Here is a 12635-nt window from a genome sequence, read left to right on the forward strand (position 1 = left end):
TTTCTTCAGCGAAGGATTGATCTTAAGCTATTTCTTCGGCGGTTGACAGGAATCTCTCTCCACTAAACGAGCTGGAAAGCTGATCGTGCTAAACGTCGGCTGCTGTGAATCACACAGCTCGATTACTTTTTCAACTGCAGCCTTAGACATTTCATAGATCGGCAAGCGTACAGAGGTCAGCTTAGGCTGAATACGGGATGCTAGCTGAATGTCATCAAATCCGACCATGGAGAGATCTTCAGGGACAATGATTCCGTGTTCGGAGAACGCTTCCATCGCTGATATAGCCATATCATCGTTGGAGGAGAAGAATGCCGTTGGCAAAGGATCTCCAGAAGCAAGGAGCTTCTTAACCTCTTCGTAAGCAGTCTCTTTCAGAAAATCACCTTTCAGAATAAATCTCTCATTTACAGGCAGGCCATGTTTCTTCAGCGTATCTTCATAAGCCGTATAACGCTCTCGTCCAGAGTACGTATTCATTTGCCCACAGATGATGCCAATCTCTTGATGACCCAGAGAGATCAAATATTCAATCGCTTCTGTGGTGCCCTCGTAATCTTTGGAGTTCACAATGGCCAGATGATTGCGGTCAAGATGCTCCGACATAATCTCAGAAATATCATAATCAATTAATACGAGAGGAGAGTCGAGCCCTACCATTTCTCGGACGATATTAATATCCTTCTGAGTGCCGACAATGATACCGCCGTCAATCCGTTTTTGAAGAAAAGCTTGCTTTACCTTGATGAAATCGTCGGGAGAGTAAACCGTATGAATCAGTACATAACATCCGCGGGCATTCGAGGTGTCGACTACGGCATCAACGAATGGAGCAAAGTAATTGTTCTGATAAATTCGGGTAGTATTCTCCTTCTCGTTCATACTGATGGCGAAGAGTCCGATCGTATCGGTCTTCTTACCGGCTAAAGCCCTTGCAAAGCTGTTCGGTTCGTACTGATGTTGCTCAATCACCCGCAGCACTTTGGCCCGGGTTTCTTCAGGGACGTTGGAATAATTGTTGATCACGCGGGATACCGTACTTCGGGAAACCCCGGCCAACTTAGCTATATCTTCGCTGCGCATGTTTCCCCTCTTTTCATAAACGCGCGTTTATGAGTTTATTGTAAGCGAAAGCATTGTATAAATCAATCGTAAATAATAAGAAATTTGTGAAGAAGGGAAGAAACTAGTTAATAGTTTGTATAAGATTTTTGCAGAGAAAGTGCATTGAAAGCTATAAAAGTCATGCTACTATTGTGATAATGATTATTGAGAATGATAATCAATGAAAATATAGCATTGGAGTGAAGGGATAATGGTAAGATGGGGTCGGAAGTTTTTATGGTCAGCAGTACTTATTATGGCATTGACCGCGCTGGCGGCATGCGGAACGAATAGCAATACTACGAAAGATAATGTTGCTAAAACAGAGAATGCAGAGGAATCAACCTCAGCTAGCAGCACACCGAGCGCAGGAAGTGGAAATGCTTCGGAAGAGGTTGCAACTCGGACGATTACAGGGGAATTCGGAGATGTTGAGATTCCAGTCAACCCTAAACGGGTGGCCGGGATTTACCTTGAAGATTATTTGAAGGCATTGGGGATTACCCCGGTGGTTCAGTGGTATCATCCAAGCTGGGGCAAACAGGATTACTTAAATCTCGATGTGCCAGAATTTGATATCACCGGAAGCTTGGAAGCGTTGTTGGAGAAAGACCCTGACTTGATTATTGCGGACGGAGGCGCGGATGCGACGAGGTATGAACAATATTCCAAGATAGCACCAACGTATCGTCTCCCTGAGGCGGCGCTGCAGGACTCAAGACAAGTGCTTACAGCGATTGCAGATGCGCTCGGTATTCCGGAGAAGGCTGAGGCTGTGCTCGCCGAGTATGATCAGAAAGTGGCAGATGGAAAAGCTAAACTGCAACAGGCTCTGGGGCAAGAAAAAGTAGCAGTGATCCGGCTCAACGTAGCGGATAAGACCTTTGCTTTGTTCGGTGTTAAAAACCGTTTTATCGGTGTGATTTATTCTCAATTTGGCCTGACACCCGTGCCTATGGCTGCAGAAATGACCGAATATCAATCTATTATTTCCGAAGAACTTATTCCTCAGCTCGAAGCGGATCATATCATCGTATTCCCTGACAACGGGGGCTGGGATACTGAAGGAAATCAGGAAGCGATCCAAATTCTTGATGGGCCGCTGTGGAAGAGCCTACCCGCAGTGAAGAACGGGAATGTTTATAGAATGGAACGTTCCCACTGGCAGACTGGTGCCATCACGGCCAATTCGATGAAGCTTGATGACCTGCTGGAAGCTATGGTGAAATAAATGGCAGCTGCCTTGAAGGAATAGCAAAAAGAAGGTCTATCAGCACCCTTGATAGACCTTCTTTTTTGTTTTACACTGAAGTGAATGAAAATGGTTCTCAATTGGGGGCGGGAGAATGGCAAAAGATTTGCAAGACAGCAATAGAAGGAAGCTATTCTATAGCTTGATAAATATAGAAACCCTATCCCTGTCAGGAAGCGGACAGTGTGAGGTGTTTCAGGATCATACACTACTCATTGTATCGGAAGGACAGGGGTATGTTGAGGCTGAGTTGAGGCAGTTTCCACTGGAAAAAGGTACTGGGTTCTTGTTCGAACCAGGGTTATTAAGCAAAATCAATGCCGAGGAGCGGGGGCTTAGCTTTTATCGGCTTACTTTTGAAATCATCGAAACCGGGGAAAACAGGCAGAGTGAAATAGAAGGAAGGACTAAAGAGGACATCCTTCGATCTGGTTTGTTAAGCTGTAGACCCTTTTCACAATGTAAATTACTGCTAGAGGCTATCTACAATAGCCGTAGAAGCACAGATGAGATCGAATGGTTCGCAGGCCATACGCGCTTTCAGGAGCTGCTGCTGCTAATCATGCGTGCAAATTCCTCTTTCGTTCAGGTCACGGGTGATCATGAGGCAATACAGCGTTCCATTCACTACATGGAGGAGCATTATAACCAAGCCGTAACCGTCGATCAGTTGGCTGAAGTAGCAGGTATTACACGTGCGCGTTACACACAAACATTTAAAGAGGTGACAGGGAGGGTTCCCTTGGAGCATTTGAACGGGCTTCGTATCGAAAGAGCGCAGCAGCAGCTACTGCTGACGAATGACCGTATGCATGATATCGCGGTATCCGTCGGATATAGTAATGAGTATTATTTTAATCGGCGTTTTAAAAGATCGGTGGGTGTTACTCCAGGCCAATACAGAAGCTTCCATCAGGATGGGTTGAGGGTGTTTGCTCCTTTTTTGGAAGATTATCTATTGGCTCTGGATATTACGCCTGTGGCGCAATATTCTCACGCCGAGTGGGGGAAACAAGAGTACTTGGCTCTCCACAATGTGCCTGAGGTAGATATTTCGACTCGTAATTGGCAGGAGCTCTCCCGGTATACGCCCGAATTGATCTTGCTGGATAATGGCTTTCATCGTTGGCATCTGGAGGAGTGCAGCCGGATCGCTCCGTTGTTCAAGCTGCCTGTTCATCAAGAGGATTGGCGTGCCACATTGTATTCCGCAGCAGCAGTCTTTGGCAGAACGGAACGTGTCCAGGAAGTGATCGACAATTATGAGCATCAGGCACAGCAAGCCAAGCAGCTGCTTACCAGTTCCGTCTATAGTCAGACCATAGCTTGTTTAAGAATCTCAGTCTACGGAATCACTCTCTATGGATGTGAGGATTTGGGGTATACAGGAAGCGTGCTTCATCATGATTTGGGCTTGCAACCCCATAGCTTGGTTCGGAAGTTGACCCGTGGAAAGAATCGGGTGAACCTGACAAAAGAAGAGCTTGCCAATCTGACTGCGGATCATTTGTTTATTACCTTTGATCAGCTTGAAGGGGGAGGACGGGAACTGCTGGATACACAACTCTGGCGCAACTTGCCTGCTGTACGTAACGGCAGCGTATATGAGGTGGATTTCATGGCCTGGATGAATTACGGCGTATTGTCGCATCAGCGTAAGATTGAGGATGTATTAAGAGCGTTAGGATAAGTCAGAAACTAGACCAGATAAAAAAGAGGACAATAAGTGCCACTATACTGCTGACGCGGGTCATTAATAAATAAGCCTCACTTGGCTCAACGTCACCTTTGACCATCCATCCGTATCTCATGTACCATCCGAATCGTGGGAAAAAGATGTTAAGTAGCGCTAACAGAACAAAGAGGAAAATAAAAAAGCCCATGATTTATCACTCCTTTATGTAATGTATACGCGAAACTGTATGGAGGGTGTCCCGATTCATGTGTGAGTTTCCATATATTTATTTAAGCTTACGCAATATAGACTGATAAAAAATGAAAATTGCTTAAGGAGCGGATAAATCGTATGGAACACACAGGTCTTTTTTTCGGAGGGGGAGTAGGTGTTTTGTTCTTTTTAATTTGGTTGATATCAATTGGCTTGGGAATCTACTTCTTCGTCCTGCTAGTAAAATTGGCACGTAGAGGAATAGTGGCTTTAGATTTATACATCTACGCTAAAAATCGTGAAATACGTACTCGTTATGAGTCGGTTCCAGACAGGTCAGAGGAAATTTAAGGCCATTAAATGATTAATGATACTTAAAGTATGAGATACCCTAGCCACCTTAACAGGTAGTTGGGGTATTTTTTGTGGAAATATTCAGGACTATGCTATCGATGAGGTATGTTTAGCGGTGTACTGTTGTGTTTACATAAAAAAGAGTTCGTTAAATAAAAAATGGTTTTTTAAAAATAAAGGAGGAATTGATCGATGTCTAACCAATATACGATGCAAGATCCTACCACTCAGTACACCAAGGCAGGACCAGAATTTCAACAGCAGCAACAAGAGCCGGGGCTTCAGAAGAAGATGAATCCCGTGCCTGATACAGGTGAAGATACCTATCAAGGCACCGGACGTCTGACTGGACGAAAAGCGATTGTTACAGGGGCAGACAGCGGGATAGGCCGAGCTGTTGCGATTGCTTTTGCTCGTGAAGGCGCAGATGTTGTCTTATCCTACATGCCGGAGGAAGAAGAAGATGCAAAGCAGGTTCTCAAGCTGGTGCAGGAAGCAGGACGAACCGCAATCGCCATCCCAGGTGATCTTAAGGACGAGGAGTACTGTGAACAGCTCGTCGATACTGCGGTCAAGCAGCTGGGTGGGATTGATATTTTAGCCAATGTAGCGGGCAAACAGCAATTCGTCCCCGATATTGCTGATCTTACTACGAAGCATTTTGACGATACCTTTAAAACGAACGTATATGCTATGTTCTGGCTGTGTAAAGCGGCAGTGAAACATATGCAACCGGGTAGCGCCATCATCAACACTTCTTCCATTCAAGCCTATAACCCTTCGCCCATCCTGTTGGACTACGCGACGACCAAGGCTGCGATCAATACATTCAGTAAATCTCTCGCTCAGCAAGTCGCTGGTAAGGGGATTCGAGTCAATGTAGTGGCGCCAGGTCCCGTATGGACACCTCTTCAGGTGGTGGGTGGGCAACCAGAGGAAGTGCTGAAGGAGTTCGGTGCGAGCACACCACTAGGCCGTCCGGGACAGCCTGCAGAGATGGCTCCGGCTTATGTATTTCTTGCTAGCCAGGAATCGAGCTATATTAGTGGCGAAACGCTAAATGCCAATGGCGGAACTCCAACCCCATAGAATATTTATTGGGATGTTGGTATTGTAAATATGGAGAATTATTCAAAAGTACCCTACTAATTATAGCTGTGGGGTGCTTTTGTTTTTATATGGAGAAAGGTGTATTATAGAATTTAATACTTTTTATCCCATTATTTTTATAGAATATGATCTAGAACTGATCAAGAATGTCGAATACATAGATTTCCTGCGATTACCCGAGAAATATTTGAGTTGGTACAAGGTTTAGAGTTTAGTGTAGACCATAGAAAGAATTAGGAGCTGTATTATGTGTAAAAAGAAACTAGCAATACTCATTTTTTCCTTTGTTCTGATCATGGCGTGTTTTTCATCAGGAGCAGTCTTTGCGGATAAAGGAAACGGAGCTGTAATGGATAGTGGAACAAAGGAAAGGCTGATGGAAAAGTATGATCTTGTAGAGCCTGAACTTACAAATCCAAAATCACTTTGGAGCCAAAGCGATTTTGGAGTCAGTAACCCTATTGCTATATTTGTAAGTATCAGTAGGTTATATCTGAATCCATATGCTTTTGCTGCGCAAGAAATGATTAATCATTTGATCGACCGAAACCGTCAACATTAATGACCCATGTGAGGGTCATTTTTTAATAAGAGATAAATTAATCGCGCGTTATTTGTATATCTTTCAAAATATAATCCCAGCTATCATAATCGTTCATATCATCAGGAAATTCTAACACAAAAATATGATTAATATTCCAATGGATTTCTCGTACTGATGTTAATTCACGAACGGGATAAAGGGTAAGGACAGTGAATTCGTTCGGTTTTAATATATCAGACAAAATCGCTTGTAGCTCTACAGTCTGTTCGTATGTGGCGAACCATCTAATGAATAGAATTTTTTTACTGCTTAGTAATTTGTCCCAAAATCTCTTAATTCGTAAATCCAGCTTTGCTTTATAAGATGGATAGGTCGTAGACCAATGTTTACCCAAGGTGATAGGAAAATCATGTACAGAGATAATGTTATAAAAGGTATCCTGAATAAAATACGATTTCACTAACGCATTCTTGTTTCCATTAGGATAAGCGGGCACTCCATCCTCTAGAAAAAAATGTGTCTCTTCGAGCATTTGCAGATTTGTTAACTCCATGAAATTATGAAATCTATTTTTATAAAGTCTGTTTACATCAGTTAATGAATAAGAAATCATCCAGTCGAGAGGCATGGAGAATGTTCTCAAGTTATTTCTTTGCATATTTATAGCAGGAGCACAAGACATACCTAAGCTTACGATTAAATCATAGCTCTTCTTTACATCTTGTAAGTTCATGGACTCACCTAATTTCGATCAGATTCAGGTTCTATTCAACGTTAAAAAAGAGCAGCAACTTAGCTGCCCTCTGAAAATATTAATGGCGTTGTAACAGCAAATAGCCGCTAATCCTTGAAGTTTTTTTACGAAACACCACTTTAAAACCAATGTCATTATCTAATAAACAAGCTAAGGCAGTGTCGAGTAGCCTATTGGGTCTTAAGCTAGGTCGGCAAGGCTCAGCATTTCCAATGATGCGGACAGAAATAATCCTACGTGCAGAGCCACGAACCAAAGGATTTCTGCTCCAAGTGATCAATACCAAATCAGGTTGACGAGTTGCCATTCTGATCCACCCCTTTCTATTAAGCTTCTCTATATAAAATGCACAATAGATTGTAATGTGCTAAACAGAAGCGGAGTGCTATTTTGATCAGCGGTGAGAATTAAAGAGTTACTCTTGTTTAATTTAGGTTTTCAGAATACAATAAAGTAAATTTATGGGATTTTCGAATGGCGTAAACGTAGATGACCACAAGGGAGCATATATTCATAACACCGTACGACTGAGCAAGTATTTGATCAATGATCAAATACTTTTTTATTTTCGTTTATAAGAAGCTAAATAGGGGGACACGATGAAGATAGGGAAACCGATTAGAAAGAAGGTATACGGATTTATTTTGCAAGACAATGAAGTTGGAGAAAAGACCTTATTAGTTTATCTTAATGTACCAGAAGTACCCTTTAGATTAGTAGGTGGTAATGTCGATGCCGGGGAAACAGAAGAAGAAGCCTTATTCAGGGAAATTCAAGAAGAAAGTGGACTTAAACAATTTAAATTAGTAAAGAAAATAGGAACACAATATTATTATAAGGATTATATAGATGCAAATGTTGAAAGACATGACTACCTTCTGATTCCAGAAACAAGATTACCTGAAAAGTGGAGATTCACTGTAGAGGGTGAAGGAGAGGACTGTGGAACTGTTTTTAACTACCAGTGGATAAAACAAGATGAAATATACTTATTAGATAAAGAATTTAGAGAATATATGTCGGGAAAATACATACAAGAATTGTTCGGCAATGGCATTAGATGATCCTTACTCTGAGGTGATAGATATGAATAATCGTAAAATCTTCTCATTTCTTCCTTTGATCATTTTTTTATTTATAATATGGTACCTTTTGATGGCAAGTACATCTGCTGTTGTTAATGTAGTGTCAGTAGATAAAAGAGAAATAGTAGTACAAAATATGAGCGGTGATCAAACTACAGTCACAATCCCAAAAGGAATATTTAAGTTGATTAATATAAATGAGGAGTACTTTGTTTCCTATAATAGTAGAATAGGGCAAAAACCTTTTTTAACTTCAATAGAACCAAGTGCTAAATGATTATTGGAAGCAGATTTAACAATAGAACTTATGAATAAAATGGCTGATATATAAAGCATAAAGTTGGTGGGATTACTTTGCGTGTAGTTAAGCATATTATGTTATGGTTTGTTTCGATGATTTTATTCACCTTGGCCACTTTTGGATTAGAGCTATGGGAAGGAAATAAGATCAGTACGACTGAATACTATGGGTTTCAAAATATAGGGTTTGTTTTTATTTTCTTAGCATTTCTTTTTTCAGCCGTTCTTTACCCAATCATAATTTTTCCTTTCTCTTGGGTTGTTCGAATGATTGCAAATCCTTTGATTAGCCACATAATGATATTGCTTCTGAGTGGTATCGGGGGATATGTTTTCTTTTACAAGGCATACGATGAACGCTTTATACAGGAATATCATTTGAATAGTAGTATAGCCATTATCCTTTTTGGTATTGCCGGTTCCATTTATGTCTTGGTGGATTATTATCTTGATCAGAGGAGTTGAGTATGTGAGCTATTTTGAAAGAGTTAATAAAATATCAAACATTTTATTTTGTGTTTTTGGATTGTTTTTTATTTTGACTATAATTTTCTTTTCTACTAGCAGCTTCTCAGAAATCTTGCGTTATAATTTCACAAATGACTTAAGAGGAGCAATGATTACAGTCATTAGTTTTATGATCTCTTTATTTTCACTTGCCCTGGGCATTACTTTGAAATGTCTGGTAAAAGACTCTGATGAAACGATCCAGCTTATCGCCACAAGAATAAAGTAGTTGTTGAAATCTCAGCAAGTATAACAAATCCCTGCAACATTTGCTTATGATGAAACCATTATATTGGATATTCGTATTCCTATAAAATGATGTTGAAAGGTCGTGTGCGTGATGGATAACGGGTATTTTGTTGGATGGGGTACATTAGCATTAATAAATGCCGGGTTAGCACAAGGTAAAAATAGGAGTGGATTAAACTGGTTTTTAATTTCTTTGCTTTGTGGCCCATTGGCTACATTTTTTCTTGTAATATCGAGTAAGCTGCAAATTCATTAGCCCATTATATTTCGGGAGGGGATTTTTTGCTGAAAGCACTAAGGCTGTTCGGTATTCTATTTAGTGCAGCAACAATCATTCTGGCAATACTATTTTTCAGCGGTCAGGATCAAGTGATCATGTCTTGGACAATGATGGGGATGTGTGGAGCTCTGATTTTTAATGGAGGAGCTACCTATTTTAAAACTAAAGATAAAATGGCTGCTCTATCTTCGATTGTTGGGATGGTACTCTTAATATTCTCGCTTACTAAATTTCCATTTTAATAAAACACCCCATCAACCTATAAAGGTCGGTGGGGCTTTTTTACGTTTTATCTCTTTTTCAATCAAGTTATAGTAGGTTGCTGCAGGCTATGCTTATTTCTTTTTCTTCTTTGTAGGTCCAATCTGGCGCCTTACTTTATTGTTCTCATCAACCTCAATAATATAAATGTCCTTCACTGTACCGGAAAGAGTAAACCATTCACGTAGAGCATCAGCTTCAGTCATTGGTCCCAATATTCGTTTTCCCCTATAACATATAAAAAACACTCCTACTCCTTAGTGAGTTTGCGAAAATGCAATAATCCTCAAAACGATACTCATTGACGATTTTCAGTAAGTCTCATTATTTTATATTAATGCTAAATTATAGGAGATGCAATGTTGAGAGATTGTTCCTGTTTAGTTCAAGTAACGTTTAGATAAGGAATCATAGGGATGAGACCCCATAAGGAGAGATAAACGGTTCCAGAAGAATGGAAATCAACGCTGTGCGAATTTGATGTCATCAAAGAAGGTTATTGGAAAGGTTGGGGACACCTTAGACCAGTGGTTTTCGTGGTTGTTTATAGATTCATGGCGATGTTATTTTTGACTTTTCGAAGTTTATGCGAAGCTATCAGCAAGCACGATAATAAACAGCGATTGACAAAATAGAAGAGCTGCCTAATACTAATTGATAATCATTATCATTGTTTAAGATGTAATTAACTTAAATAGATTGTGTAACGGATCGGAGTGAAATGCAAGATGAAGCTGGAAGATCATATTGCCGCATGGAATTATGCAGCCGTTAAAGTGCTGGATATTCGACATGCTGTGATGGAACCTGGGGACAAGCTGCAAGGCTATATATTGATTTTTCATATTATTCCGATATCTAATCTCTTGATAAGCAGCTAGATTTTGTAGTTGAGAAGCTAGTGTCAACGTATGAAAAAAATAGAAAGCTAGATGATAAAACAGCTGTTATCCCTAATTTAAGAGGGTAATCGTATTTCGGTCTGTTTTTACTCCTAGGAATATTGCTGCTGCTTTCAGTAGCGGCTTCTTTCTCTTTTGGTTCTGATTCCATGAGCCTGAAGATGGCATGGACAGCGATAGAATTGAAAGGATTGTAAACAGGCTTCCACGTATTTCATGTTGCAAAAGTGGGAAGGGAATTATATACCAGTAAAGCGGTATTTAGGAATTGGTTGAAGGGTAGAAGCGATGATATTTCCCAGAGGATCAGATGAACTGATACGAAAAGTAATCGCGATTCGTATCAAATTCGTATCACAGGGGTTTTTAATAGAATGATAAGTGAATAGAAAACAAAAAAAGCCTTGAAATTCAAGGCTTTTCGATATAGGACGGATGGGGTTCGAACCCATGACCCCTACCCTGTCAAGATCACGGCGCGTACTTTCCTTAACTTCCTCAAACCTCCGAACCCTTACTGTTGTGCGGTTTTTTAGTGTTCGTACACCGTTCGGTTCTTCCTCTAAAATCCTCAATTTACCTCTTTTGCGGCACCAATAATGGCACCAGTTTTTTTGAAGAAAACACTACCAAAGAGATCGGCTGTCTCTTGTTGCATATCAGGCATTACATGAGCATACCGATCTATCATTTTTACACTTGACCAGCCTAATCGATCCGCAATTCGTTTGTTATTTTCTCTAGCTTTCAACAGCATGACTACGTGGGTATGGCGTAAGTCATGAAATCTGATTTTTTTGACCTCAGCTTTTTCAACCAGTTTAGTGAATGAACGGTTAAGGTTACGGGGAGACACTGGAGTTCCCAAAGCTGTACATATTACCAAATCATTATCCTGGTAAATGTGCTTTTCTCCGATCTTCTCCTCATTACAACGATGCTTAAGCGTCCTGAGAGCTGTAACGGTTGTAATATCGATACCGATGGACCGTGTACCAGCATCCGTTTTAGCTCCGGTTTGAAAAGTCTTTCCATCATGGCTTAGAATCTGCACGACAGAGATAGTCCGCTTGTCCAGGTCAACATCCTTCCAGCGTAGGCCAAGAACTTCACCTTGCCGCATGCCGGTAGTCAATGCAAGTAGAAAGGCGTAATAATATCGGTCATTGGCTGCTGACTGGAGAAACTTATGTGATTCTTCCTCTGACCAATAAAGCATTTCTTTTTTCTCTGCTTTCGGTCGTTTTACGGCCAAAGCAGGATTCTTAATAATCATGTCGTGTCCAGCAGCTTTATTTAGAGATTCGTTGATGATGGAGTGGACCTTCTGAATATTCTCATCGGAGAGTTTCCCAGATTCAAAGAGTTTATTGTATAAATTTTGAATATGGCGTGGCTTGATCTCTCCAAGTTCTAAATCGCCTAGAGTTGGTAGGATATGATTGTTTACCAAGGCTTTGTACATCTTAAGAGTACTCTCTTTGACACTGGTCTTCTTGTCGTTTAAATGATCCTCCATGAAATTGCTATACAGTGTTTTAGAAGCTTTTAAATCAAGGCCACCCTTCAACTGGTTGAGTAGCTCACGTTCAGCTTCTTCAGCGTCTTGCTTGCGCTTGAACCCTCTACGTTTAATACGCTTGCGATCTTTGCCCACACCATCTTCAATGACAAAATACCATTTGTTTTTCTTCAGCGAATCATCTTTGAATGCTGTCATATCTTCGTTTCAACCTCCTGTCGAAACTCTATAATTTCACATAGACTCTCGCATTCTAAAGCCTTGCATAGTTTATCTAAAGTCTCCAAATCTACGCGCTTAGCTCGACCGTGATAGAGCTCAGCTACCGTATTACGGGCTAATCCAGTTTTTTCAATAACATCAGATATCTTCAAGCGCTTACGTCCCATAATCTCACTTAATTTGTTTTCAATCACGTTATCATCCTCCTAATGATTAGTATCATATAGAAGTTTATGGAAATGATCAAGAAGTTAATCATAAAAAATATTACATAGATATATCAAGGGAACTCATAGTAATA

At 40.6% G+C, this 12635-nt stretch carries 17 protein-coding genes; 10 read left to right on the forward strand and 7 right to left on the reverse strand.

The genetic code is table 11. The features are described 5' to 3' along the window. Positions 1–27: 27 nt before the first annotated feature. Positions 28–1083 carry a LacI family DNA-binding transcriptional regulator gene (locus NST34_RS11755; RefSeq protein ID WP_341060515.1) on the reverse strand — a complete coding sequence of 352 codons (1056 nt, stop codon included), beginning with the start codon at positions 1081–1083 and terminating at the stop codon, positions 28–30. Between the two features lie 232 nt (positions 1084–1315). Here NST34_RS11755 and NST34_RS11760 point away from each other — a divergent pair, with 232 nt between their 5' ends. Together NST34_RS11760 and NST34_RS11765 are read left to right on the forward strand one after the other, a co-directional pair. After that, positions 1316–2335, forward strand: coding sequence for an ABC transporter substrate-binding protein (locus NST34_RS11760; RefSeq protein WP_076282972.1), 1020 nt, complete (start codon positions 1316–1318; stop codon positions 2333–2335). Between the two features lie 115 nt (positions 2336–2450). Then, positions 2451–4046 carry a helix-turn-helix domain-containing protein gene (locus tag NST34_RS11765; RefSeq protein ID WP_076282971.1) on the forward strand — a complete coding sequence of 532 codons (1596 nt, stop codon included), beginning with the start codon at positions 2451–2453 and terminating at the stop codon, positions 4044–4046. 1 nt (position 4047) lies between these two features. Here NST34_RS11765 and NST34_RS11770 read toward each other — a convergent pair whose 3' ends face one another. Then, positions 4048–4239 carry a DUF6199 family natural product biosynthesis protein gene (locus NST34_RS11770; protein ID WP_042187270.1) on the reverse strand — a complete coding sequence of 64 codons (192 nt, stop codon included), beginning with the start codon at positions 4237–4239 and terminating at the stop codon, positions 4048–4050. A gap of 551 nt (positions 4240–4790) precedes the next feature. Here NST34_RS11770 and NST34_RS11775 point away from each other — a divergent pair. Together NST34_RS11775 and NST34_RS11780 are read left to right on the forward strand one after the other, a co-directional pair. Continuing rightward, positions 4791–5687, forward strand: a complete 897-nt coding sequence (locus NST34_RS11775) for an SDR family oxidoreductase (RefSeq protein WP_076282970.1) — start codon at positions 4791–4793, stop codon at positions 5685–5687. Positions 5688–5955: 268 nt separating this feature from the next. Further along, positions 5956–6270: a hypothetical protein gene (locus NST34_RS11780; protein ID WP_076299477.1), complete on the forward strand. Its 315-nt coding sequence runs from the start codon at positions 5956–5958 to the stop codon at positions 6268–6270. 37 nt (positions 6271–6307) lie between these two features. On the opposite strand, the gene NST34_RS11785 is transcribed toward NST34_RS11780, so the two are convergent. Together NST34_RS11785 and NST34_RS11790 are read right to left on the reverse strand one after the other, a co-directional pair. Further along, positions 6308–6985 (reverse strand): DUF1796 family putative cysteine peptidase, encoded by a 678-nt coding sequence (locus tag NST34_RS11785; RefSeq protein WP_076282968.1) that lies wholly within the window; start codon positions 6983–6985, stop codon positions 6308–6310. A 79-nt stretch (positions 6986–7064) separates the two neighbouring features. After that, entirely contained in the window at positions 7065–7313 is a 249-nt protein-coding gene (locus tag NST34_RS11790) for a hypothetical protein (RefSeq protein ID WP_341127832.1), read from the reverse strand. 292 nt (positions 7314–7605) lie between these two features. Here NST34_RS11790 and NST34_RS11795 point away from each other — a divergent pair, with 292 nt between their 5' ends. From NST34_RS11795 to NST34_RS11815, 5 genes are all read left to right on the forward strand, one after another. Beyond that, the gene (locus tag NST34_RS11795) at positions 7606–8070 is read left to right on the forward strand and encodes an NUDIX domain-containing protein (RefSeq protein WP_076282966.1); all 465 of its coding nucleotides are present in this window, start codon (positions 7606–7608) and stop codon (positions 8068–8070) included. After that, positions 8057–8368, forward strand: coding sequence for a hypothetical protein (locus tag NST34_RS11800; protein WP_076282965.1), 312 nt, complete (start codon positions 8057–8059; stop codon positions 8366–8368). Before NST34_RS11795 ends, NST34_RS11800 begins: the two co-directional genes overlap by 14 nt. A 77-nt stretch (positions 8369–8445) precedes the next feature. Continuing rightward, positions 8446–8856: a hypothetical protein gene (locus NST34_RS11805; RefSeq protein ID WP_081382869.1), complete on the forward strand. Its 411-nt coding sequence runs from the start codon at positions 8446–8448 to the stop codon at positions 8854–8856. 4 nt (positions 8857–8860) lie between these two features. Beyond that, the gene (locus NST34_RS11810) at positions 8861–9127 is read left to right on the forward strand and encodes a hypothetical protein (RefSeq protein WP_076282964.1); all 267 of its coding nucleotides are present in this window, start codon (positions 8861–8863) and stop codon (positions 9125–9127) included. Positions 9128–9429: 302 nt separating this feature from the next. Continuing rightward, on the forward strand, positions 9430–9669 hold the full coding sequence (locus tag NST34_RS11815) for a hypothetical protein (RefSeq protein WP_341127833.1): 240 nt from the start codon (positions 9430–9432) through the stop codon (positions 9667–9669). Between the two features lie 93 nt (positions 9670–9762). Here the strand turns inward: NST34_RS11815 and NST34_RS11820 are convergent, their stop codons facing one another. Continuing rightward, positions 9763–9903 (reverse strand): hypothetical protein, encoded by a 141-nt coding sequence (locus tag NST34_RS11820; RefSeq protein ID WP_156113100.1) that lies wholly within the window; start codon positions 9901–9903, stop codon positions 9763–9765. Positions 9904–10416: 513 nt separating this feature from the next. On the opposite strand from NST34_RS11820, the gene NST34_RS11825 reads away from it, so the two are divergent. Continuing rightward, positions 10417–10569, forward strand: a complete 153-nt coding sequence (locus NST34_RS11825) for a hypothetical protein (RefSeq protein ID WP_340968957.1) — start codon at positions 10417–10419, stop codon at positions 10567–10569. Between the two features lie 592 nt (positions 10570–11161). Here NST34_RS11825 and NST34_RS11830 read toward each other — a convergent pair. Continuing rightward, positions 11162–12310, reverse strand: a complete 1149-nt coding sequence (locus NST34_RS11830; RefSeq protein ID WP_341127834.1) for a site-specific integrase — start codon at positions 12308–12310, stop codon at positions 11162–11164. Beyond that, positions 12307–12528 carry a helix-turn-helix domain-containing protein gene (locus NST34_RS11835; RefSeq protein WP_341127835.1) on the reverse strand — a complete coding sequence of 74 codons (222 nt, stop codon included), beginning with the start codon at positions 12526–12528 and terminating at the stop codon, positions 12307–12309. Before NST34_RS11835 ends, NST34_RS11830 begins: the two co-directional genes overlap by 4 nt. Positions 12529–12635: the final 107 nt, after the last annotated feature.

The sequence above is a fragment of the Paenibacillus sp. FSL H7-0714 genome (genome assembly GCF_038003765.1).
GTDB lineage: Bacteria > Bacillota > Bacilli > Paenibacillales > Paenibacillaceae > Paenibacillus_AQ.